Source organism: Candidatus Vicinibacter affinis (assembly GCA_016714365.1).
In the GTDB taxonomy this organism is placed as follows: domain Bacteria; phylum Bacteroidota; class Bacteroidia; order Chitinophagales; family Saprospiraceae; genus Vicinibacter; species Vicinibacter affinis.
In genome coordinates this window covers 526230-551428 of record JADJNH010000005.1, presented here as the reverse complement: position 1 = coordinate 551428, position 25199 = coordinate 526230, and the positions used below count along the sequence as shown (strand labels likewise).

General features: G+C 36.5%; 21 protein-coding genes. 19 read left to right on the top strand and 2 right to left on the bottom strand.

Annotation, left to right across the window (positions count from 1 at the left end):
- Positions 1-18: 18 nt before the first annotated feature.
- The 6 genes from IPJ53_02525 to IPJ53_02500 all read left to right on the top strand — a co-directional run bounded on the left by IPJ53_02525 (position 19) and on the right by IPJ53_02500 (position 6246).
- Positions 19-738 (top strand): hypothetical protein, encoded by a 720-nt coding sequence (locus IPJ53_02525; GenBank protein MBK7797963.1) that lies wholly within the window; start codon positions 19-21, stop codon positions 736-738.
- A gap of 353 nt (positions 739-1091) precedes the next feature.
- The gene (locus IPJ53_02520) at positions 1092-2132 is read left to right on the top strand and encodes a tetratricopeptide repeat protein (GenBank protein MBK7797962.1); all 1041 of its coding nucleotides are present in this window, start codon (positions 1092-1094) and stop codon (positions 2130-2132) included.
- 37 nt (positions 2133-2169) lie between these two features.
- Entirely contained in the window at positions 2170-4101 is a 1932-nt protein-coding gene (locus IPJ53_02515) for a PD40 domain-containing protein (protein ID MBK7797961.1), read from the top strand.
- Positions 4101-5513 (top strand): 23S rRNA (uracil(1939)-C(5))-methyltransferase RlmD, encoded by a 1413-nt coding sequence (gene rlmD / locus IPJ53_02510; protein MBK7797960.1) that lies wholly within the window; start codon positions 4101-4103, stop codon positions 5511-5513. The genes IPJ53_02515 and rlmD overlap by 1 nt, the downstream gene beginning before the upstream one ends.
- Positions 5514-5546: 33 nt before the next feature.
- Positions 5547-5933 carry a hypothetical protein gene (locus IPJ53_02505; GenBank protein ID MBK7797959.1) on the top strand — a complete coding sequence of 129 codons (387 nt, stop codon included), beginning with the start codon at positions 5547-5549 and terminating at the stop codon, positions 5931-5933.
- Positions 5917-6246, top strand: coding sequence for an Hpt domain-containing protein (locus IPJ53_02500; protein ID MBK7797958.1), 330 nt, complete (start codon positions 5917-5919; stop codon positions 6244-6246). Before IPJ53_02505 ends, IPJ53_02500 begins: the two co-directional genes overlap by 17 nt.
- 6 nt (positions 6247-6252) lie before the next feature.
- Here the strand turns inward: IPJ53_02500 and rpoN are convergent, their stop codons facing one another.
- Positions 6253-7809 carry an RNA polymerase factor sigma-54 gene (rpoN, locus tag IPJ53_02495; protein ID MBK7797957.1) on the bottom strand — a complete coding sequence of 519 codons (1557 nt, stop codon included), beginning with the start codon at positions 7807-7809 and terminating at the stop codon, positions 6253-6255.
- A 130-nt stretch (positions 7810-7939) separates the two neighbouring features.
- Here rpoN and IPJ53_02490 point away from each other — a divergent pair, with 130 nt between their 5' ends.
- The 9 genes from IPJ53_02490 to IPJ53_02450 all read left to right on the top strand — a co-directional run bounded on the left by IPJ53_02490 (position 7940) and on the right by IPJ53_02450 (position 16705).
- Positions 7940-9727 carry an aminopeptidase P family protein gene (locus tag IPJ53_02490; protein MBK7797956.1) on the top strand — a complete coding sequence of 596 codons (1788 nt, stop codon included), beginning with the start codon at positions 7940-7942 and terminating at the stop codon, positions 9725-9727.
- A 33-nt stretch (positions 9728-9760) separates the two neighbouring features.
- Positions 9761-10423 carry a YceI family protein gene (locus IPJ53_02485; GenBank protein ID MBK7797955.1) on the top strand — a complete coding sequence of 221 codons (663 nt, stop codon included), beginning with the start codon at positions 9761-9763 and terminating at the stop codon, positions 10421-10423.
- Positions 10424-10477: 54 nt separating this feature from the next.
- Positions 10478-11179 carry an SDR family oxidoreductase gene (locus tag IPJ53_02480; protein ID MBK7797954.1) on the top strand — a complete coding sequence of 234 codons (702 nt, stop codon included), beginning with the start codon at positions 10478-10480 and terminating at the stop codon, positions 11177-11179.
- Entirely contained in the window at positions 11179-11844 is a 666-nt protein-coding gene (locus IPJ53_02475; GenBank protein MBK7797953.1) for a nitroreductase family protein, read from the top strand. The genes IPJ53_02480 and IPJ53_02475 overlap by 1 nt, the downstream gene beginning before the upstream one ends.
- Before the next feature lie 11 nt (positions 11845-11855).
- Positions 11856-12758: a hypothetical protein gene (locus IPJ53_02470; protein MBK7797952.1), complete on the top strand. Its 903-nt coding sequence runs from the start codon at positions 11856-11858 to the stop codon at positions 12756-12758.
- Entirely contained in the window at positions 12755-13291 is a 537-nt protein-coding gene (locus tag IPJ53_02465; GenBank protein MBK7797951.1) for a dCTP deaminase, read from the top strand. The genes IPJ53_02470 and IPJ53_02465 overlap by 4 nt, the downstream gene beginning before the upstream one ends.
- Positions 13292-13335: 44 nt before the next feature.
- The gene (locus IPJ53_02460) at positions 13336-13758 is read left to right on the top strand and encodes a hypothetical protein (GenBank protein MBK7797950.1); all 423 of its coding nucleotides are present in this window, start codon (positions 13336-13338) and stop codon (positions 13756-13758) included.
- Positions 13759-13835: 77 nt separating this feature from the next.
- Positions 13836-14402, top strand: coding sequence for a type 1 periplasmic binding fold superfamily protein (locus IPJ53_02455; GenBank protein MBK7797949.1), 567 nt, complete (start codon positions 13836-13838; stop codon positions 14400-14402).
- A 5-nt stretch (positions 14403-14407) separates the two neighbouring features.
- A complete protein-coding gene (locus IPJ53_02450; GenBank protein ID MBK7797948.1) occupies positions 14408-16705 on the top strand; it encodes a TonB-dependent receptor in 2298 nt (765 codons plus the stop codon).
- A 419-nt stretch (positions 16706-17124) separates the two neighbouring features.
- Here IPJ53_02450 and uvrA read toward each other — a convergent pair whose 3' ends face one another.
- A complete protein-coding gene (gene uvrA, locus IPJ53_02445) occupies positions 17125-19947 on the bottom strand; it encodes an excinuclease ABC subunit UvrA (protein ID MBK7797947.1) in 2823 nt (940 codons plus the stop codon).
- Between the two features lie 499 nt (positions 19948-20446).
- Between uvrA and IPJ53_02440 the strand changes: the two genes are divergently transcribed.
- From IPJ53_02440 to IPJ53_02425, 4 genes are all read left to right on the top strand, one after another.
- Positions 20447-21028, top strand: coding sequence for a sigma-70 family RNA polymerase sigma factor (locus IPJ53_02440; GenBank protein ID MBK7797946.1), 582 nt, complete (start codon positions 20447-20449; stop codon positions 21026-21028).
- 740 nt (positions 21029-21768) lie between these two features.
- Positions 21769-23760: a dehydrogenase E1 component subunit alpha/beta gene (locus IPJ53_02435; protein MBK7797945.1), complete on the top strand. Its 1992-nt coding sequence runs from the start codon at positions 21769-21771 to the stop codon at positions 23758-23760.
- Positions 23761-23772: 12 nt separating this feature from the next.
- Positions 23773-24192: a hypothetical protein gene (locus IPJ53_02430; protein MBK7797944.1), complete on the top strand. Its 420-nt coding sequence runs from the start codon at positions 23773-23775 to the stop codon at positions 24190-24192.
- Positions 24179-24919, top strand: coding sequence for a glycosyltransferase family 2 protein (locus IPJ53_02425; protein MBK7797943.1), 741 nt, complete (start codon positions 24179-24181; stop codon positions 24917-24919). Before IPJ53_02430 ends, IPJ53_02425 begins: the two co-directional genes overlap by 14 nt.
- Positions 24920-25199 lie beyond the last annotated feature (280 nt).

Here is a 25199-nt window from a genome sequence, read left to right as displayed (position 1 = left end):
AATTTTATTATAAATACAATGAAAAAATCTGTTTTGATATCAGGATCGCTTTGGGATTATATTTTGTCATTAATAATTGGGTTAGTTTTTTTAAGCTCTTGTAATACTACCCATTTTACTACTGTCAACAATATGCGGAACATTAACGGAAAGATTTACCTGTTGAATGATACCATTCTTGAAGGCAATGTCACCATAGGACTGGATGGCTCCTGGGGGAACAAGTCTTATGTAGAAATTTTAGAAAAAGGTCGTAAAAAAATTACCAAAGTCATGGTGGAAGATATCAATGAAGTCTATGTGAGGAATAATTATTACCAACCTAAAATCATTGATACCGGAATTTTTGGTGGAGAAATAATCAGATTTTTAAAGCGTATCACCAAGTCTGACTCCAAAATTCAATTGTTCGAATACCATACTCAAAGTACAGTTAATTCAGGTTTCGGACCCAGATCAGGAAGCTATAATGAAGATAATTTTAAATATTATGTTTCACTTCCCTTTCACAACAGATATGAATGTTTCAACATCAATGGTGAAGATATAGTCCCTGATATGGAAAGAAAGGTAAGTAAGTTCTTTGATGAATGTCCCAAACTCACAAAAAAAATTAAAAACAAGGAAGACGGATTCTATTATTCCTTCTTTACCGGATCTGCTGATAAAAAAATAAATATCTGGACCAACATCATAGAAGAATATGATAAATGCATGGAAATTAATAAGGGCAAATAAATGTGTACAAAATACCCCAATTGCCCAATTTTGACTTTTAATAAATAGATTCTAGGGAAAATCTCTATATCGAATTGGTTAGCCATCAAGATATTAGATTGAATTAATAATTTATTAATATCTAAAGCTGTGATTTTTAGCACACTATGCATTAAGATTTAATAATTTATTGATTTTCAGCACTTAATGTTATTAAACTGTCATTTTTTTTACGAAATTTGTCACACCATACGTGTGTTCAAATCTCAGTTTTAACTTTCATCATTACTGAAAATTTCATTTTCGGCTGTGTTGTTTGTGACTGATTGACGGTACAAGTGTGATTTACTACAGGCTACTAATTCAAACAAATCATGTCGACGCAGAATCTATACAAAGTTATTATTCAGGGGAAACTTGATTTTGGCAATGACCGGTCATATCAGAAAGTTCTGCAATTGTACGCCCAAAGAGCAGAAGTTCTTTACAAAAAAGAAATTGTATTTAAACAACCTGAACTCATCTTTTTTGATGATGAAAAGACTATGGTGCTTAACCGCTATATAGGTAATATCTCTGAAAAAGTATGGAAAAACACGATCAGCCTTCTGGAGTATTGCGCCCAATTCTCTTTCTCCGGAAGTATCAATGCATGGATGACAGACAGTGGAAAAATTATGCATCATTTTCACATTGAACCTCTCGGTGAGAAATCTTCAGTCATGCTTTATCAGGAAGGCAAAAGAAAATCTGAAGAGTCCGGATCAGAGCAAGAAGCAATTAAAGTCCTCACCGAAACTATAGAAAAATTTGAGAAACATTCCCAAGCTTATGAAAAAAGAGGGTATGTAAATTTTGTCCTGAAAAATTATGATGATGCCCTTTATGATTTTAAAAAAAGTATAAGCTTTGATCCAATGAATTCTTCTTCCTGGTATGGCTTAGGCCGTTGCCACATGATCAAAAGCAATTTTAAAGCGGCTATTGAAGCTCTTGAGGAGACTACTAAGCAATCCATCGCACTTCAACCCATTTATTGGGCTGCAAGAAGAGTCAAAGCATTGGCTCATCTTGAACTAAAAGAGTTTGAAAAAGCCATTTTTGAGTATAAACTTTTCACCTCCAGACAATTTTCAAAGGAAGACACTAATTTTAAACATTTGGCTATGGCTTGGTTTAACTTTGGTAAAGCCTATTTTGCATTAGGTCAGATAGATCTGGCTCTGGAAGCATTCGATAAAAGTGTCAGCCTGGAAGGATCTGACAACAAATTATTTAAAGGCGAGATGCTTATGCACAGAGGACTGGCACGAAAAGCTGCAGGAAAATCAGATTTTATTCTTGACCTTAGAAAGGCTTCCGAGTTGGGGCACGAACCAGCAACGAAACTTTTAACAGAAATGCACCTATCTTAGGTAATAATTTATCTGATATCATTCGTTATAACGGGAAATGAAAATTCCTCTTACTCTATTTATCATCTTAATTTGCTCGTGGACGTATGCCCAAGATTACATCTCCCTTAAATCAGCTTCTGAAAAGCAATTAAAATCCTACAAGAAGGCCATGGTTGCCTACCGATCGAATAAGTTTGATGATGCCATTAAGCTATTAAATAAAATTATTAAAACTGAACCCAAATTTATTGACGCTCATATAATTTTAGGTTCTGTTTACTACGATAAAAAAGAATTTTCCTCCGCAGAAAAATCTTTTAATGAAGCAATCAACATAGACCCTACTTACCAGGTAAAAGTATTTTACACGTTGGCTTTGTGTAATTACGAACTGGAACATTATGCGGATGCAAAAAATAATATGGGAAAATTTCTTGACAAGGAAACACAAAATCAAGAACTGATCGCTAAAGCAAAACGACGATATACAACCTTCAGATTTACTGATTCTGCCGTGGCTCATCCACTTAAATACCAGCCTCAGAATTTCAGGATAATGAACTCCGATTTTTCTGAATACTTACCTAGTCTGACAGCTGATGGCAATACTATGGTGTTCACCAGAAAAATATATCGGGAAAATGAAGATTTATTTATTTCAACCAGAGTTGAAGGAAGCGGATGGTCTTCACCTGAATCACTTGACGAGATCAACACAGTCTTCAATGAGGGTGCCCCGGCCATTTCCCCTGACGGCAATACACTGGTTTTTACTTCTTGTGACAGAAAAGAAAGTTTTGGCGGTTGTGATTTATTTATTTCCAAAAAAGAAAATGGGAAATGGGGACCCGCTGTAAACCTTGGTGACAAAATTAACACCCCCGCTTACGAGTCACAACCTTGCTTTGGAGATAATGGCAATCTGATCTTCTTTTGCAGTAATCGCACCGGTTCAATTGGTGGAAAGGACATTTGGTTCAGTTATCGGTTGGAAGACCGAAGTTGGGCAAAACCACTTAATCTTGGATCTAATGTCAACACCATTGAAAATGAGGAATGTCCTTTCCTTCATCCAAATGGATTAACCCTTTTTTTTAGTTCAGACGGACACCCGGGTTTGGGTGCCAAAGATGTTTTCTATTCTGAAAAAACAGGAGCCAACAAATGGTCGACAGCCGTAAATCTGGGTTATCCCTTGAATTCAAAAGGTGATGAATCTTCATTTATTCTTAATTACAGGGGAGACACTGGTTACATTGCAAGTGATAAAGAGTTCAATGTAATGGACCAAAAAAACAAAAATATTCAGAAAAACCTTGACTTGTTTGAGTTTGTAATGCCAGAAGCTCTTAGACCAAATCCTTCTTCATACCTCTACATTACCGTAGTTGACCGTAAAACAAATGCGCCTGTTCAGGCACAATTAAAAGTATTCAAACTGGGACAAAATGAAAAATTCTATACTGGAAAAACAAATCAGGAGGGTAAAAGTCTGATCTCTTTACCTTCAAATGAAATATACGCCATCGATTTGTACCATCCTGAATATATGATTCATTCGGAACAATACAATTGTATAGAGACCAGAACAGCCTACCGGCCTTTGAGACTGACTATCAGTTTGGATAAAATTAAAGATGCAATTGGCTCCATTGTTTTAAAGAACATATTTTTTGAATCGGGTTCTGCGGTATTGAAATCGGAATCTGACTTTGAACTCAACCAAATATTTGAGTTGTTAAAAAACAAAAACATCACTAAGGTGCTTATTTCAGGACACACGGATAATGTTGGAAAGAAAGAAGACAACTTATTGCTTTCTCAAAACAGGGCCAAAGCAGTAGTTCAAGCTTTGATTGAAAAGGGAATCGATCCAAGAAGATTGGTCTCAGAAGGTAAAGGGGAAAGTCAACCTATTGCAGACAATAATACTGAGGTAGGAAGACAAAATAATCGAAGGACAGAAATCAAGATCATTCCTGAATAATGGCGAGAAAATCAATAAAAACAGTTGAACTAAATATCACTGGAGTTGGTCATAAAGGAATGGCCATAGGTAGAACTCCAGAGGGCATGGTGGTCTTTGTCAAGGGAGGAATTCCAGGTCAAAAAGCATTGGTCTCTCTTAGTAAAAAAAGAAAGGGAGTTTGGCAAGGCCGTATAGAAGAAATTCTCGAGGAAAGTGCACACCAAGTCCCTGCATTTTGTAGCCATTTTGGTATCTGCGGCGGCTGCAGTTGGCAGAGTCTGGATTATTCAGAACAACTTCGACAAAAAGAAATCCTGGTCCGGGATGCTCTTATCCGAATTGCAAAAGTCGAACAAACTTCATTCGAACCTATACTGGCAGCGCCTGATCAAAAGTATTACAGAAATAAACTGGAATTTACTTTTTCAACCCATAGATGGTTGAGCAGAGAAGAAATTGACAATGATCAAAGCAAATTAAATAAAAATGCGCTTGGTTTTCATCGTCCTGAATCTTTTGATAAAGTAGTAGACATAAACCAATGCTTTCTTCAAGATGAGATTTCTAATCAAATCCGAAACGAAGTGCGTTCTTATTCATTACAAAATGGATTAAGTTTTTACGACATCAGAACTCATTCAGGTTTGCTGAGAAATATGATCATCCGCACAAACATGAAGAGTGAAGTAATGATGGTCTTATCTGCCAGTGAATATGATCATGATAAAATTCTACCCCTTTTTAACCATCTCCAAAACCAATTTCCAAAAATAATATCTGCACATCTAGCCATAAACATAAAAAAAAACGATTCCTGGTTTGATCTTGAATGTAAAAAAATCTTTGGTCTTGAATCCCTTCCGGAAACTTTGGATCACGTACATTTTAATATTGGTCCAAAATCTTTTTTCCAGACCAATACTCGACAAACTGTTAATCTGTATAAGTTGATTGAAGAATATGCTCAACTTTCAGGAAGTGAAATCGTATTTGATGTTTACTGTGGTGTTGGAAGCATAGGAATATTTCTTGCCAGACATGCTTCGAAAGTTATTGGCATTGAAGAAATTCCTGCAGCAATCGAAGATGCACAAAAAAACGCTCAAATCAATCATCAGGATAATCTTGTCTTCCACACCGGAGATGCCCGTGCATTGCTGAATGAAGAAATGATCCAAAATTATGGTATCCCGGATGTATTGGTTGTTGATCCACCTCGAGTCGGCCTACACCCTGAAGTGGTGCAATCTATTCTCAAATTTGCACCGAAAAGAATTGTTTATGTAAGTTGCAATCCCGCTACCCAGGCACGGGATATTGCATTGATGAATGAATCCTATTATGTTAAAAAAATTCGTCCCGTGGACATGTTTCCACATACAAACCATGTAGAAGCTGTTGCACTGTTGGAGAGGAAATTGAATGACTAAATTCAATATTAATTTCATCCGTATCTTAGCTTTATGAATAAGCCCAGTATCGAAAAATTTTTACAACTTGAAGAAGATCTTCGGCGTTACAGGAAAGCCCTGAATCAAGCTCAGGAAATCATGCTAAATGAAGACATAAGTTTATATCCAATTTTTATTCTCCACCAACAAGAATTGGAGATGGGGATCCCCGTCATAGAAGCAGGTGAAAAAACTGGTTTGTGGTCTGTGCATGCATCAAGCATGGAAGAATTTATGGTTAAAAATCTAATTCAACCGGAGAAAATACCAGAATTCCAAAAACTGTATAAAAGTCATGAACACCACTTTTGCCTGTTTGTCTTGTCTGAGTTAGGAGCACAATTTATATTTTATCCAAGAGAAGAGATATTAAATCAGGAATATGGACATCTCAATTGACCTGAGATATTTTCGCCAAATATCATTTGGAAATCAAGAAATCGAAAAGGAAATGTTTTTATCTTGGAAGGAAGATAGTTTCAAAAGAATTTCAGATTTACAAATTCTTTTGGAAGAACAAAATCAAAAAAATATATTTAACAGTGTCCATGCATTGAAAACTAATTTTTCAATGGTGGATTGCTATGCAGGAATAAAATTTTGCGAATTGTTGATAGATAAAATTCAAAAAGGTGAAATCATTGATTCAACCGCTGTCAGAGAATTGGATTGCATAATAAATAAAATCATCCAATCATTCTCCGATATTTAATTTTCTCTATACTAACTCTTTTCTCAATCTTGCAACTGGAATATTTAATTGCTCCCTGTATTTTGCAATCGTACGTCGGGCAATATTGTATCCTTTACGTAACAACAGTTCTTTAAGTTTTTCATCACTTAAAGGTTTACGTTTACTTTCTCCGGTAATCATCTCAGAAAGAATTTTCTTTACTTCCAATGTAGAAACCTCATCTCCCTCTTCAGTCTGTAGGGATTCTGAGAAAAACTCTTTCAATCTTTTGGTTCCATATTCTGTTTGAACGAATTTACTGTTAGCTACACGAGATACAGTAGAAATATCCAGGCCGGTGATGTCAGCAAGATCTTTAAGGATCATTGGTTTTATTTTCTTCTGGTCACCTGTAAGAAAATAATCCTTCTGAAACTGCATGATAGAATACATTGTGCGATATAATGTATCTTGTCGTTGTCTGATGGCATCAATAAACCACTTTGCACTTTCTATTTTTTGTTTGATAAACATGACCGCCTCTTTTTCCTTCTTACCATTTGAACCCACTTTTTTGTGGTCATTATAGTTGCGAAGCATATCCAGGTAATGATCGTTTATTTTAAGGTCAGGTGCGTTTTTGGAATTTACGGAGAGTTCCAATTCCCCATCTCTGTTAGTAACCGTAAAATCAGGTACAATATAATGCCCGATCACAGAGTTAAAAGAAATCGGATCAACATATCCGGATGATGGTTTAGGGTTGAGCTTAAGAATTTCATCAATGGCAGCTTTCAATTGAGATTCCGAGATCCCTAATGATCGTTGCATTTTAGTGTAATGTTTCTTTGTAAATTCTTCGAAGTAATTCTGTAACACGATCTCCGAAAGTTTCAATATTTTAAGCTTGACTTTCTTGCTTTCTATCTTAATTTTAGCTTTGATTTGAATTAGCAAACATTCCTGAAGATTTCTTGCACCTACACCGGGAGGATCAAATGCCTGAATCATTTGTAGAATAGAAATAATCTCTTTTTCATTGGTATCTATATTTTGAGCAAACACCAGATCGTCTATTATTGCAGAAGGGTCTCTTCTCAAATAACCATCGTCATCAATTGACCCAACGATCTGAAGAGCAATCTTATATTGATCCTCATTTTTTAGTTTGAGCAAACCTATTTGGCGCTCCAGATGGTCGTGGAAGGTACTTTCAACGGCAAAAGGGACACTCTTCTGTTCTTCCATTTCACCAGTGTAGTCGTCTGCCTTATATTTATAGGATGCTGTATCGTCTTCGAGGTAATTGTTTAGATATTCTTCAAAGTCATTGGTGGGATTTTCATCAGCAGGTTCAGAAGAATCATAATCCTTCACTTCCTGATCGTATTCTCCCTCTGTTTCTTGTGTTTCATTTGAAGTCTCAAAATTCTCTGGCTCTTCTTCATATTCATTACCTTCTTCAAGAGCAGGATTTTGCTCAAGCTCCTCCTTAATGCGTTGATCCAGAATGGCCGTGGGTATCTGGAGCAGCTTCATAAGTTGAATTTGCTGCGGGGATAGCTTTTGAAGTAGCCTCTGACTTAAATGTTGTTTGAGCATAGTTTTCTAATTCTTTAAAACAATAAATCGCAATATTTGGTTCTTCGAGCCTTATTCGTAGTATTGCAGTGACAAATGTATAACTTTTTATTTCATATTAAGATTTTTTTTAATACATAAAATATAAATTATGAATATTCCTTCCAGGCTACATGCCCTGAGAGACCAGATGACCAAAGCCGGAGTTGATGCATACATTCTACCCTCCTCTGACCCACATCAAAGTGAATACCTGCCTGAGTACTGGGCTTCCAGGGAATGGATCACTGGTTTTAACGGATCTGCCGGAACATGCGTAGTCAGCATGGAACATGCAGGTTTATGGACAGATGTGCGCTATTTTCTTCAAGCAGAAGAGCAATTAACAGGTACGGGAATAACTTTACATAGAATGCTGGTCCAAACCCAAGCTGAATATTTGGATTGGTTGGCAAATCATTTGAGTCCGGGACAAACTGTCGGATGTGATTTTTGGTGTCTTTCCTTTGGCCAAGTCGCTCACTTTAATAAAGTTTTGAGCTCCAAGGGAATCTTGCTCAAAGATTGTGGTGACCTCTTGACGGGTATTTGGCAAGACAGGCCTGCATTGCCAAAAACACCTTTATTTGAACACGATATAAAGTATAGTGGAAGATCCAGAACTGAAAAGTTATCGGATGTTCGAAGCCATCTTGAAAAAAGCGGAGCAGACTGCTTTCTGGTCGCAGCCTTGGATGAAATTGCCTACATCTTGAATTTAAGAGGCAGTGATGTTCATTGTAACCCGGTCTTCGTAGCCTATCTGATGATTTATAAGAACGAAGCAAAATTATTCATCGATCCAGATAAAGTCAATTCAGAAATTGCAACTTCTCTTGTTGCAGATGAAATAAGCATTGTCTCATATTTTGAAATAGAAAATACGATCCGGTCACTCGGAGACCATAAACTTCTCTTAGACCCAATTAGCTTGAATGCAAAGTTAGCCTTGATGATCCCTGAAGGAAAAATTGTGTCGGGCTCAAGCTGTATCATGACCATGAAAGCCATAAAAAATCAAGTTGAAATCCAACACATCCGAAAAGTAATGGAGAAGGATGCGGTGGCTTTGGTTAAGGCATTCATGTGGTTGGAAAAGAAATTGGGTTCCGGAGTGTATCCTACAGAATATGAAATGGCGATGCAAATTAAATCTTGTCGTGCCTCTATGCCTCTTTATGTCAATGAAAGCTTTGATGCCATTATAGGTTATCAATCAAATGGAGCAATTATACACTACAGACCTGATCCAAACTCTTCTAAGACCATTAGGCCTGAAGGAATTCTTTTGTTGGACTCTGGAGGACAGTACTTGGACGGTACTACGGATATCACACGTACCATTGCATTATCAGAAGTCGCAGAAGAAATTAAAAAAGAATATACCGCAGTCCTAATGGGAAATATAGCACTAAGCCGACAGATATTTCCCCGTGGGACTAAAGGCATTCAATTGGATGCGTTTGCTCGACAGCATCTTTGGCAAATGGGACTCAATTACGGACATGGGACCGGACATGGCGTAGGGTTTTTTATGAATGTTCATGAACCTCCTCAGGGATTTGTAAGTGCCTGGAACCAAAGGGGGAATACAGACCTTGTTGAAGGAATGTTAACCAGTAATGAACCGGGATTCTATAAAAGTGGATCCCATGGAATAAGAATTGAAAATCTTGTACTTACACAACCTCACTCAAATGGAGATTATGGGCCCTTCCTTGCCTTAGAAACCATGACTCTTTTTCCAATCGATACCAGTCTCATTTACCAACCCGACATGGACCGTGTCTCTCTCGTGTGGTTAAACCAATATCATCAAGAAGTGTATAATAGGGTTAGTCCACTGTTAAATGAAGAAGAAAGAATCTGGCTTCAAAAAAAATGTCAATCCATTCAATAAAATTTAAATCAAATAGTAATTAAGTTCTACCTTATGAATCAAAAATTTAAAACTGCCTTAAGTATTTTAATCTTAATATTATTTTACTCATGTAAAAGTAAAGATGGAAATCCATCAACAGATCCTATTCAACAGTCAGCGGCACTTCAGAATTATGGTACTGGATTTGAACTATTACCTCAACAAAGTATCATTTATTGGTTAGGGTCAAGCCCTACCGGAACCCACAATGGAAGTTTAAAATTTAAGGAAAGTAAATTATTCATTGACCAAGCCGGTAATCTTGCAGGCGGAGTATTTAATATCGACATGACAACGATTGCCAACCTGGATATTTCAGATCCTGATGAGAAAAAGGATTTCGAAGAAAATATGAAGAGCGGAAATTTCTTTCAGGTAGATTCCTTCCCAACGGCTGAATTTAGAATTGTCGCAGTGACTGCCTCTAAAGATTCTCTTACCAACGCAATAGTTGATGGAGAGTTAACAATAAAATCCATTACTAAACCTCTTCGAATTAAAGCCCATGTCAATATTGCTGAAAACATCATGCTAATCATAATTCCGGAATTTATAATTGATAGAACGGAATGGGGAATCAATTACAATTCAAAGAAAATATTTAGTAATCTCTTGGACAATTTGATCAACGACGAAATTAAAATTAATATGAAAATTCTAGCACTGAGAAAATAAACTTTTGTCCATTCAAATGATAAATGCACTAATTTTTTTAATAAATAAAATATTATGCTTGCTTTAGTAACAGGTGCCAGTAAAGGAATTGGAAGGGCAATTGCAAAAGCTTTGGCCAATGAAGGAATTGATCTGGTCATCAACAGTAGAAGCCTTCATGACCTGACGTTACTCAAATCTGAAATTTTAACAATTCACCCAAATTTACATATAGAGATTTTTGCAGCAGACATCTCAGTTGCAAATGAGGTAGATGATCTTATTGATTTTATCATCCAGAAAAATGAACCCCTGGATATATTAGTCAACAATGCCGGAATTTATCAACCCGGAATGATACTGGATGGGCCGGACGGATTTTTGGAACAAATGATGGCCACTAATTTTTACAGTATTTTCAGATTGACACGAGGCCTGTTACCAAAATTTATTCGCCAAAAATCTGGGTACATTTTTAATATGTGCTCTGTAGCTGGTCTGGATCCATATCCGGGAGGAAGTCTTTATTGTATTTCCAAATTTGCTTTGCAGGGTTTTAGCAGATGCCTGAGAGAAGAATTAAAATCTACCGGAATCAAAGTTTCCACCATTTATCCGGGTGCTACCTGGTCAGATTCATGGAAGGGAGTGGATCTTCCTGAGGATCGATTAATGCAAGCCGACGATGTAGCACAAACCATAATTGCCAGTCTAAAACTAAGTCCTTCAGCAGTATTGGAAGAAATTATATTGAGACCTCAATTGGGTGATTTATAATGGCAGCCTACAAAACAATTAAATACGAACCAGTATCCTTTTCTGATCAGGAAATGGTTGAAAGAAGTGCTGATTTTTATCACTTTATGAACCTAAGAAGAACTGTGCGGGAATTTTCCAATAAACCAATACCCGAATCAGTCCTTCAAAATATATTATTGACTGCCAATACAGCACCCTCAGGAGCCAACAAACAACCTTGGGTATTTTGTGTGGTGACAAATCCTGAAACTAAGCAAAAAATCAGGCAGGCTGCTGAACAAGAGGAGTTTGAAAATTACCATAATAGAATGAGCGAAGAATGGCTGGAGGACCTTGCCCCCTTAGGTACTGATTGGCATAAAGAATTTTTGGAAATGGCTCCGTGCCTGATTGTAGTTTTTAAAAAATCATATGACCTTGTTGGCAGTAAAAAAAAGAAAAACTATTATGTTCAGGAATCTGTTGGCCTGGCCTGTGGATTTTTATTAGCAGCCATCCACCATGCAGGGTTAGTATCTTTGACACATACGCCAAGTCCTATGAATTTTTTGCAACAAATTCTGAATCGCCCAGAAAATGAAAAACCATTTCTTTTGATTCCTATTGGTTATCCTGCCATTGAAATTCAGGTGCCGGATATTTCACGAAAAAAGCCCGAAGAATTTCTTATTTATTATAAATAATTATGTTTGAAGTGAAATGGATTCGTGACTTTAATGGTCATCAGGGATCCGTATACAGTCTTTCTCCCACTCGTAAACCATTACACTTTTTAAGTGGGGGGAGTGATGGTAAAATTGTGCAATGGCCGGTCAATTCAAACGCTGATGGCTCAGCCATAGCAATGGTAGATGATGTTATTTTTTGTATGTATTATGATGTGGAACATGAATACATTTTTTGTGGAACACAAAAAGGATATTTGCTCCGATTGGACATTAATCTAAGTGCTCCACCACGGAAAATTGTTTTCCATAAATTTTGTATCTACCAGATTTGCAAAATGGCAGGATATATTTTTTGCACCTCTGCAGACGGCATACTCTCTTGTTTTCATCCAAAAACCCTTGAGTTACTTGATGCAATTAAAATAGGCAAAAATAAAATTAGAGCAATTTGTCCTTCCAAAAATGAGAAAGATATTTTTCTATCCGACGACCAAGGGCAAATATTCCTATACCATATAGAAGAAAAAAAGCTCGAATTGATTCACAGAATATCTTCTGGGAAAATGGTTTTTTCCCTTCTTGAGCTTAAGCCGGAAAATCATTTAATAATCTCAGGAATGGATGCCCTCATCAGAAGATTTGAGCTGGAAACAGGAAAAGAAGTTGAGATCCCAATTAAGGCTCATTTATTTACTGTAAACAAGATTTGCGATCTTGAACCTTTGCCTTTATTAGCCAGCGCCAGCCGTGACCGATCTATTAGATTCTGGGACAGAAATAATTTAGAACTGGTTAAAGATATATCTAGGGGTAAGCCAAATTCTCACACACATTCTGTAAATGATTTATGCTGGATAAGCGAGGAAAATATCTTACTTTCGGCCTCGGATGATAGGTTGGTTAAAGCCTGGAGAATAAATGAAATATGATATTAAGTGATAAAAAAATTCTGGAAGCTATAAAAAATAAAGACATTGTGATCGAGCCCTTCAAACCGGAAAGCTTGGGCACTAATTCATATGATGTGCATCTGGGAAGGACTCTGGCAACCTATGTGGACCCTCAACTTGATGCAAAAAAACACAATCCTATTTATTGCTTTGATATTCCGGATGATGGATTTTTACTTCAACCTGGTGTGCTATATCTTGGAGTAACGGAAGAATATACAGAAACTCATCACACAGTTCCTTTCCTGGAAGGAAAATCTAGTGTAGGTCGGTTGGGGATTGACATACATGCCACAGCAGGTAAGGGGGATGTTGGATTTTGCAATCACTGGACTTTAGAGATAAGTTGCGTGCTCCCTGTACGAGTTTATCACGGAATGCCCATTGGGCAGCTGATTTATTTCATGGTAGATGGAGACATTAATAATCTTTACAATAGAAAGCCCGGAGCAAAATATAATGAAAGATCAATTCGTCCGGTTGAGAGTATGATGTGGAAGAATAAATTTTAATAATAAAAACTTTTAAACTAGCCAACTCGTTAGTATTAGTGTTCATGCGCCGCTTGTCCGATAAATCTAATAATCATCTGAAGGGTTTCTTTACCGCCCTGATGATTTTTATTTATTTACTGGCCATTTTTCAAACCTCCGGTAGTTATTTCCACACACATGAGCATGATGTTGGAATCAGTCATAACGCTGAAGTAGAAAAAGATGCATGCCACAGGACCATCTATCATAGAGATCTTAACCATGGTTGTAAACACCCTAGCCATTTAACAAAAGCTGCCAAAAAATGTTCCCTTTGCGAAGGCATTTTGTTTTTAGACACAGCAAGGATTGATGCATTTGCATTTCTTTTAAATTTTTATAATGTTCAGGAAATTTCCTCCTATGCACCACTTGTAAAATTAGTTTTCCATTCCGAAATTATGAACAAAGGGCCACCCTTCAAGGTAGCCAATTCTCATATTTAATTACTTAACTAATTTTTATCTGGTATGGAGATATTTAAATCTCTATCTAAATTATTTATTCATAAAAATATTTAATCATGAAAAATTACATTTCAATAAAATCATATATACTTATTAGCTTATTTATCTTTACTACCGCATGCACTGACAATGGTGAAGGGGATGAACAAGAACTAATTACCACCCTCATTTACTCATTAAACCAAATAGGTCCAAGCACAGATTCTGTACTTATGACCTTTAGAGATTTGGATGGTGATGGTGGGAATTCTCCAGTAATTACAGTAAGTGGTCCTCTAAAAGCCAATACTGCTTACCAGGCTACTTTAAAACTGCTCAACGAATCAGTAACCCCATCAGTTGACATTACAGAAGACATTCGTACAGAAGGAACATCACATCAATTTTTTTTCAGTAAAAATGGTACTCTGAATATCGCTAACAGTTATACAGACACTGATGCAAATGGCAAACCAGTAGGAATCAGTTCTGCTCTAATAGCAAGTGGTCCTAGCTCAGGAAAATTAATAATTACACTCCGCCATGAACCCAATAAAACTGCTGCAGGAGTGAGTAATGGGGACATTACGAATGCAGGAGGAGAAACAGACATAGAAGTAAGTTTTGATGTTGAAATAAAATAATATTTGTGAAATTTTTTCAACTTATTATCCTGATTCTGATTGGGAATCATTTACTGGCCCAAAAGTGCTCCTTGACATTTTCAGGAAAAGTATATGATCCACATGAAAATTCAGGTTTGGAATTTGTAAACTTATATTTTGAGGAAACCGGTCGATATACTCAAACTGATTCGACCGGTTCTTTTTTATTTGAAAATTTATGCCCCGGTACTTTTCACCTTATTATAAATCATCTTGGCTGTGAAACTAAAAAGGTGTTTTTTAATTTACAAGGTGACAGCATTATTAATTTTGAAATAGAACATCATGAACATTTCTTGCAGACCGTTACAGTACAAAGTCATCGGGCAAATTCTGCTTCACAAACACAAAATACCATTAACTCAAATGAAATTTCAAGATTGGCCGGAAGTTCACTCGGTCAAATTGTACAACAAATAACAGGTGTCTCTTCCGTAAAAAATGGTTCCACCATCTCTAAGCCCGTCATCCATGGAATGAGTGGCAATAGAATTGGAATTTTAAACAATGGAATTGTACTCGCCGGTCAACAATGGGGAACGGACCATGCTCCGGAAATAGACCCTTTTGCTTCAGACCACATAACTGTAATTAAAGGGGTCGATGCCCTGGCTTATGGCGGCAACAATCTAGGTGGATTGGTTTTACTCGAACATGGAAAAATTGGAAAAGATCCTCACCTTCACAGTCATAATCTATGTTCATATCAAAGCAATGGAAATCAGGTAGCTTTATCCTCTAGGATGGAACAATCTAAAAAGAAATTTGACTGGCGCTTAACAGCAGGTTATAAATTCAGTGGTGACCATAAGACTCCTGGTTATTATCTTACCAACACAGGATCCCGAGAATACACCGGTTCATTTCTGATCATCAAGGATTTTAGTCCTAACAAAAATATCAAACATTTTTTAAGTGTATATCACACGGAGCTTGGAATTCTTAGAGGTGCGCATATTGGTAATTTGACAGATCTTAAAACTGCGATTGGTAGGGATACACCTTTTTTTACTAAAAATGATTTTTCCTATTCCATTGAATCACCTTTCCAAAAAGTCAGTCACTACTTTTATAAAGGAACACATCAATGGCAAGATGGAAAACAATTTACAGAATGGTCTTATGCTGCTCAACTTAACCATCGAAGAGAGTATGATGTACGCAGAGGCAATAGATCTAAAACTCCGGCATTGGATTTACTAATGCAATCGTACTTTACAGAAATTAAGAAAAAGATAGAATTTGGAAAGAAAAATATTTTTTTTGGTATCCAACAAAAATTTAATTATAATTTTAATCAACCTGGTACCGGTATTTTCCCATTGATTCCAAACTATTTATTAAACAATTCCGGAACATTTATTCAAGCAAGCTATCAACTTTCAAATACCTTTCTGGAATTAGGTTCTCGCTATGATTTTAATTTACTGAGTGTGAATACCTTTGCTTCACGTACTCCTAAAATCGAAGAGGTTAAAAATCACAGCTTTCACAATGTCAGCATAGCCACCGGAGTCAAACAAAGATTAATGGAAGGATGGACAGCCAGATTGAATACGGGGTTTACCTCTAGATCACCTGAAGTAAATGAACTCTATAGTTCAGGGTTGCATCAGGCTGTTGCGGGAATTGAAGAAGGTAATCCCCAGCTTACTAAAGAATACAGTTTGAAGACTATACTGACCAATACGTTCAACTTAAGAGAAGACTTTATATTCGAAACGAGCATTTATGCTCAAAGGATCAATAACTATATTTATCTTGAACCACAGAATGAATACAGACTTACGATAAGAGGCGCATTTCCGGTTTTTAAATACAATCAAACCGATGCAACCATTTATGGAATTGATGCATTGGGTAGATTTGAATTATTCAGACACTGGCAGTGGTTAGGACAATTCTCCTACATTAAAATGATTGACCTTGTTAAAGATCAGGCATTGGTCAATACTCCCCCAGTTCAACTTTTTAGTTCGGTAAAATATCAACAGGAAAAAATTCCATTTTTTGGTTTTATCAGTGCAGAAATGAATGCCCGATATGTGTTCCGTCGCTCAGACATCAAGGATGATCAGGATTTCATGAGTACACCATCTGGTTATTGTCTTCTAGGAGCTGAAATAACATCTGACTTTTCTATTAGCAACCACAAAGTTAAATTTGCCATTAGGTGTGAAAATCTTTTGAATGTAGTTTATAGAGATTATCTTAATCGTCTAAGATACTTCGCAAATGAAGAGGGAAGGAATCTTGCCATCAGCTTGAAGTTTGATTTATAATTTAGACTTAATAGGAATAATTTACAAAGCTCCGAGGCATTTGCAATTGGTCAATATGAATAAATAAATTCTTTGAATACAAATGAAGTTAAGTAATTAAATAAATTTGTAAATCAGGGATTTCATCAAAAATATAATATGTATTTGCTCTTAATGAGATTGCAATTTTTTCGTCCTGTTGATTCAGATCTTACTTACAAAATAACACACTTCGAAGTTTTAGTTTCCAAATATTTCAAAACAATAATGGTTAATTGAAATTGTTACTTTGCTTAGGCTTTCAAATTTAAAAGTGTAGGTCGTCGATAATCTTATAGAAAATGCCAATGAATTTTTATCTAGTGTTTCAATGTGAAAGACGAGTAAAGTTTTTGTCAAAGTTTCTCAATAGGAAAATCATAAAATATAATTGCAACAATTTATTTTTTCTTAGTCATTTTATCTTTAAGGTATTGTGCCGTATAGGAGGTGCTGACCTTGAGTACACCTTCTGGTGGCCCTTGGTAAAGAAGTTGTCCCCCATGCTTCCCACCCCCTGGTCCAAGATCAATAAGCCAATCAGCAGTTTTTATTACTTCAATATTGTGTTCAATCACTAATACCGTATGTCCTTTTTCTACCAATCCATGCAGCGCAAAAAGTAACTTTCTGATGTCATCAAAATGAAGCCCTGTGGTCGGTTCATCAAAAATGAAAAAAATATGTTGGCTGCTGTCTTCAAGACCCAGATAATATGCAAGTTTTAATCTTTGTGCTTCACCACCTGAGAGGGTTGAAGATGATTGACCTAATTTTAGGTATCCTAATCCAACATCTTCAAGGGGTTTAAGTTTTTTAACAATTTCTTTTTTGTCTCTGAAAAAGTAAAGAGCATCTTCAATACTCAGATTTAATATATCGTTTATATTTTTATCCTTGTAAGTAACTTCAAGAATTTCGTTTTTAAAACGTTTACCATTGCAATCTTCACATAAAAGTGTCACATCTGCTAAGAATTGCATCTCAACGACAATTTCTCCATCACCCTTACAGGCCTCACAACGTCCTCCTTCCACATTGAATGAAAAGTGCTTGGGCATGTATCCCCTGATCTTGGATAATTGTTGATTCTTATAAATATCTCTGATATCATCATACGCTTTTACGTAGGTGGCGGGATTAGAGCGGGTTGATCGTCCAATTCCTTGCTGACTGACCATCTCTACTTGTTGTAACAACTTAACAGGACCATTTAACTCAGCTCCCAGCAAATTCTCTTCAGCTATGGTATCTTCCAACTTACCTTGGAGTAAAGGATAAAGCAAATGTTTTACCAGAGTAGTTTTTCCAGAACCTGAGACACCCGTTACACAGATCATGTTATTTAGAGGAAATCTAACTTCCAGCTGTTTTAAATTGTGGACTTGGGCATTACTTAGGTGAAGAAAATCTATTTGACTTCTTCGGATATCGGGTAATTCAATTTGTCTAAATCCTGTAAGATAAGATGCAGTAAGATTATCGACTGACTTTGTTATAAAATCCTGGTAACTCCCGCTGAATTCCAGATTTCCACCATGAATTCCTGCCCTTGGTCCAATATCCACAATAGAATCAGCCTGCCTGATAATTTCTTCCTCATGCTCAATAACAATTACAGTATTTCCCAGATCTCTGAGTTTAAATAATACTTCTACCAGCCTTGCAGTGTCCTTAGGATGAAGGCCTATACTTGGTTCGTCCAGTATGTATAAAGAGGAGCAAAGATTTGATCCTAGTGTCCTGGTAAGGTGTATGCGTTGTGATTCGCCTCCACTTAAACTGTTTGCCAAGCGGTCAAGGGTGAGATACGAAAGACCAATATTGTTCAATACGGAGAGTCTGTTGATAATTTCAGTCAAGATGCGCTTCGCAATTTCCCGTTCGATGACCGTTAGATTAATCTTTTGAAAAAACTCTAGAAGTTCCTCTACCGGGACAAACATCATATCCCTGAAATTTTTACCGTCAATTTTTACAAAACCTGCCTCTGGCCTAAGCCTTCCGCCTTTACACATCATGCATGTAGTGCGGCCTCGATAACGGGCTAGCATTATCCGGTTCTGAATCTTATACGATTTTTCTTCAAGGTCTTTAAAAAAGGCATTTATGCCTGCAAATGAGCCATTGCCATTCCACAAAAGGTCCTTTTGATCATCTGTTAAATCATGATAAGGCTTATGAATGGGAAAATTAATTTGATGGGCCATCTTAATTAACGGCTTTAGCCAATCTTCTGATTTCTCCCCGGTCCAGCATGCAATCGCACCACTGTAAACAGATTTGGAAGGGTTGGGAATTACTTTGTTTTCGTCCAAACCTATAATTCTGCCATACCCTTCACACTTTGGACAAGCTCCATAAGAATTATTGTAATTGAAAAGCGCCGGACTCGGTTCAAGAAATCGAATACCGTCCAATTCAAGACTGGTACTGAAAATCCTTTCCTCCACTTGATTGATAATTACGTGACAGGAGCCGCCTCCTTCGGCCAATACGGTTTGGACTGAATCTGCGACACGCTTAGCAAATTCCAAATCCTTTGATTGTATTTTAAAGCGATCCACCACCACCCTATACTTTTCCGCCTCAGGAGTGTTAAGCTTGTATTTATCTAATTTTTTGTCGGTAGTAACATAGTCTTGAATTTCAAAGATTTCTCCCTGCTTCCAGATTCTTGTAAAACCCTTTTGCGTCAGAAAATCAAATTCCTGCGCAAGGCTTCTCTCAACATACTGCTTTTGAAGTGGGAATACAAGGTATACTACCACTGATTCATCCAGAGAAAGGATAAAATCCACAATATCCTTCACTTCATTTTTTCGGACTTCCTGACCACTGATGGGAGAGTAGGTCTTACCAATCTTGGCAAAGAGCAAACGAAAAAAATCATAAATCTCTGTCATAGAACCTACTGTAGAGCGGGCATTGCTGGAAATAACTTTCTGCTCTATAGCTATTGCTGGACAAAGTCCCTTGATATAATCAACTTCGGGTTTTTTCATTCGGTGCAAAAATTGCCTGGCATAGGAAGATAAACTTTCCACATAACGCCGCTGCCCTTCCGCATAAAGGGTGTCCATGATTAAAGAGGATTTTCCCGATCCGGAAACCCCGGTAACTACCACCAATTGATTTTTAGGTATTTGAACATCAATATGGCGGAGGTTATTGGAATGCGCTCCCTTAATTTCTATATGGTTCAGGATCTTGGCTTTGGCCATGAATTGATTTTAGTGATACAACCCGCAAAGTGAAGGCTTTTTTTTGATATAAAGAAGTTGATTAACAGCAAAAGTGAAATACAACTTTTAAACACCTCAGTGAAATTGAATGTTTTCGGGAAATCAAACCAAAGCTGTTCCATATCGGACCTTACAACCCATAGCCATCATGGATACCATTTAATTTTTGGTGACCAAAAAATTCCCCGACAGATAAAAATATTGCCTTATTAAGGATTATTTATCTTCGGCATTTACTCAAATACTCACAATAATTTTAGCAAATTCATATACTTTTCGATATTTGGTACCGTTTTTGCACTTGAATGAAAAGCATTTGTCGGGTTAAATTTGTGTTAAAGGAATCTTGGACATACTGCTCAATCAAAATTAAAAGTATCTTTGTCTTTATAAAGAGTCTTATTCTTAAATTACTAACTAATTTTTGCCTATCGATTGAAACTTCTACTTTTTTATTGAATCATTAAATAAACGAGGTATGCAAGTTTCCAAATCAAGTGATCAGGAGCTGATCCAAATGTATTTAGGCGGTAGTGAAAATGCTTTCAGCGAGTTGCTGGATCGCCATCAGAAGAAAATCTATACTGCAATTTACCTTTTTGTCAAAGATCGTGACTTGGCTGAAGACCTGTTCCAGGAGGTGTTTATCAAAATTATTGATACGCTCCGCAAGGGGAGTTACAATCATGAAGGTAAATTCTCCCAATGGGCTGCTCGGATTGCATACAATATGTGTGTAGACCATTTCAGAAGGAACAAACGAAGAACTAAAGTCAATACATCTGAAGATTTCGACATTTTCGATGTACTTGAGCTTCCTGACGAAAATCGAGAGGACCAAATAATTATGAGCGAGACCCATAGCCATTTAAGAAAATTGGTAGATATGCTTCCGGCCGAACAAAGAGAAGTTGTCATTCTCAGACACTATGCAGATATGAGCTTTAAAGAAATTTCTGCTTTAACAAGGGTAAGCATTAATACAGCCCTTGGAAGAATGAGATACGCCTTAATCAACATTAGAAAAATGATGGAAGAGAAATCTATCGTGCTCCAATAATAGATAGAAAATATCTCAAATTAAAAAGGGCAGCTTTCCTGATGGAGGCTGCCCTTCGTTTTCAATGGGTTTCTTTTGACTACTCCCCTAGACAAAAGAACGTGTGAAATTAATTTTTTTTTAGAATAAAATCCCTTTTTATCCTACAAAAATCGAATTCTCACTTTACAAACTTACCAAAATGGTAGTAAAGCTGAGACTATACCAATTACTCCAAACCTCTCAAGAGTGATGAATCTTTCTAAAGAATTTCACTTTTTAATATGTACCGTACTTTTAATCAAAGAATTACAATGAAAAAGGGGCCATGGCCGAGCGACCATGTCCCCTCTTAATAACACTATGAGAACACCCTAAAGCACAAAGATAAATCATTTTCGAATAATCCAAATAAATATTATTCCAACAGGATAAAGAGAACTTCATATTTGTGAGTTGGACAATTGGGGCTTATTGGAGTACTAAAAATAAAAAAGGGGCCATGGCCGAGCGACCATGTCCCCTCTTAATAACACTATGAGAACACCCTAAGAGACAAAGAACGGGATTTTTTAAATTAGTTTATCAGTAGAAAAATTAATTATTCGAATTTTTTTTTCTTTAATATATATGAATAAGTAAATTATCATTTTATAAAACATTTATTAATTGTCAATAAACGACTTTCCATTATCCTGGACAATAGAAAGTTTGCAAGACAAATCCTTCCGATATTTGCAGTCTTTTAGAAAGAATTATCCATGTCAGAAACGCCATTAATCGAATTTCAAAAAGGGGACTTAAATAATGAAGAATTATCCGGTCTTTACAAGCAAATGCTTTACCCAAGACTGGTCGAAGAAAAAATGCTAAACCTGTTGCGCCAAGGAAGGATCTCAAAATGGTTTTCAGGTATAGGCCAGGAAGCAATTTCGGTAGGTGTCACAGCTGCCTTGGACCCAGATGAGTATATTTTTCCTCTACACCGAAATCTTGGAGTATTCACAACCAGAGAAATGCCTCTCGATCGATTATTTGCGCAATGGCAGGGAAAAAAATCAGGATATACAAAAGGCCGAGATCGATCCTTTCATTTTGGTCAAAAAAATTTTTACATCGTTGGGATGATTTCTCATCTTGGTCCTCAACTTACACTGGCAAATGGAACAGCCTTGGGCTCTTTGTTAAATGGTGAAGCAAAAGTTTCTGTCGCTTTCACAGGTGAGGGTGGTACCAGCGAAGGCGATTTTCATGAAGCGTTAAATCTTGCTTCAGTTTGGAAACTTCCCGTAATCTTTGTGATCGAAAACAATGGCTATGGTTTATCGACACCAACAGTGGAGCAATATGCCTGTAAAAATCTTGCAGACAGAGGACTTGGTTATGGCATGAAGTCATTTACTATTGATGGCAACAATATTCTTGAAGTTTATCAAAAAATAAAAAGTATTGCTGCTGAAATTCGCCAAAATCCTGAGCCGGTGCTGGTAGAATGCATTACCTTTCGTATGCGCGGTCATGAAGAAGCTTCGGGTGTAAAATATGTTCCCAAAGAATTACTTGAAAAATGGGAGAAAAAGGATCCATTGACAAACTTTGAAAGTTGGTTGTTGTCAGAAAAGATTTTAGATTCAGATAAAATTGAATATCTAAGAAATTCTCTGAAAGCAAAAATACAGGAAGATGTTGAAAAAGTTTTTGATTGGCCAGAAGGGGAATGCAGTATTGAGGAAGAATTAAAAGATGTTTTTGCAGACGATCACTATGTGGCTTCCCCTCCAGCCGGAAACCAAAAAAATATTAGGTTTATCGATGCCATTAAAGAGGGTCTTGATCTGGCCATGAGTCATCATGACAATCTGATATTAATAGGACAGGATATTGCAGAATATGGCGGTGTATTTAAAATTACAGAAGGCTTTCTGGAAAAATACGGAAAGCACAGGGTACGCAATACTCCCATTTGTGAATCTGCCCTCATTGGTGCTGGGCTTGGCCTTAGTTTGAAAGGTTACAAATCAATGGTTGAAATGCAATTTGCTGATTTTGTAAGCTGCGGCTTTAATCAGATCGTCAACAATCTTGCAAAGTTGCATTATCGTTGGGGCGAACCTGCTGATGTGGTAGTCCGATTACCGGCGGGTGCAGGAACTCAAGCTGGACCTTTTCATTCCCAAACAAATGAATCATGGTTTGCTCATGTTCCCGGACTTAAAATTGTATACCCTTCAAATCCTTTTGATGCCAAAGGTTTATTGCTTACAGCTTTTGCTGATCCAAATCCTGTTTTGTACTTTGAGCATAAATTTCTTTATAGGTCCACTGAAGGATTGGTTCCTGAATCCTACTATAAAATTCCTTTTGGAAAGGCTGCCTTGGTGAACGAGGGCACTCAGCTCAGCATCATAACCTATGGACTTGGGGTGCATTGGGCTAAGGAAGTCTGTGAAGAACTTTCATTGAAGGCAGATATTCTTGATCTGAGAACTTTAGTTCCTTTGGATTATGAATCAATTGAAGAAACGGTAAGAAAAACTAACAGGGTCTGCGTATTGCATGAAGATAATTTTTTTGGAGGACTGGGTGGAGAAATAAGTGCATATATCGGTGAAAAATTATTCCAATATTTGGATGCACCGGTGATAAGATGTGGATCATTGGACACCCCTATTCCATTTGCCAAACGACTGGAGGAAAACTATCTTGCAAAATCAAGATTAAAACAATGTTTAATTCAACTTATAAATTATTAATTTGTAAAATTTATGATTAATTTAGAAAAATTTGTAGCTGTCAGTGGTCAGGGTAGCTTATTTAAAATGGTTGCAAGCAGACCAAATGGTCTTATTCTTGAAGATATGTCTAATGGCAAACAGAATTTTTATTCTGCGAGAATCTACCAATTTTCTCCGCTGGAATCTATTGGTATATATACCCTCGAAGATACGAAACCGCTAAAAGAGGTTTATGAAACATTCTATTCACAATCTGAAGTGACACCTATTCCTGAAGTGAACGCAGAAGATACAGTGATTAAAGAATATTTTGCAAAGGTGCTACCGGATTATGACCGTTATAAAGTTCATTTGAAAGATATGAAGAAATGCCTTAAGTGGTTTCATCAACTTTCTGATTTAAAATTAATAGATGGTACTACAGAATTAGGATTGGATGTTTCAGAATAAAAAAATAGTGGTTGTACTTCCTGCTTACAACGCAGAAAAAACATTGGAAAAAACAATCCGTGAGATTCCATTTGATATTGTGGATGAAGTAATTCTTTGCGACGATGCAAGTAATGATCTTACTGTTGAACTGGCAAAAAAATTAAATATTCACCATATTATAAGGCATGAGGTAAATAGGGGTTATGGCGGCAATCAGAAAACATTATATGCAAAAGCTTTGGCAATAAATGCAGATATTGTAATCATGTTGCACCCTGATTACCAGTACACTCCTAAACTCATTCCAAGTATGGTCAACATAATTGCACAAGATCTTTATCCTGTGGTCCTGGGTTCCAGAATTTTGGGGACAGGAGCATTGAGGGGAGGTATGCCTCGCTATAAATATGTATTTAATAGGATACTTACTATGTGCCAAAACTTGTTAATAGGGTATAAACTTTCAGAATACCACACTGGATATCGCGCTTTTGATAGTCATGTTTTAAAATCAATTGCATTTAATAATAATTCAGATGATTTCGTATTTGACAATCAAATGCTTTCTCAAATAATCTATAAGGGATTTGACATTGCTGAGGTTAGTTGTCCCACTAAATATTTTAAAGAGGCATCTTCAATAAACTTCAAAAGATCAGTAAAATACGGACTTGGTGTACTGGGTGTATCGATACAGCACTTTCTCCAAAAGACCGGATTTTTCAAATTTAAAATATATGAATAATAAAGTTCATTGTTTGATCTTCATATTATTTTAATAATTATCTGATTGCTTGATTTCAATTATATTGATAAAAAAAATCCCCAACCTTTGTCGGGGATTAGAATTCTTGAGAATTCTCGGATAAACCACATTATTCAAACAAAAAAATATGATCAAATTTCAATAAGGATGATACTAAAGAGTTTAGTCTTTATCAATTTTGTCTAAAAGTATCATGTGGTTAATCTAATATAAATCTGAAACATAAAAACCACTTAATATTTATTTGAGCTTTTGGCTA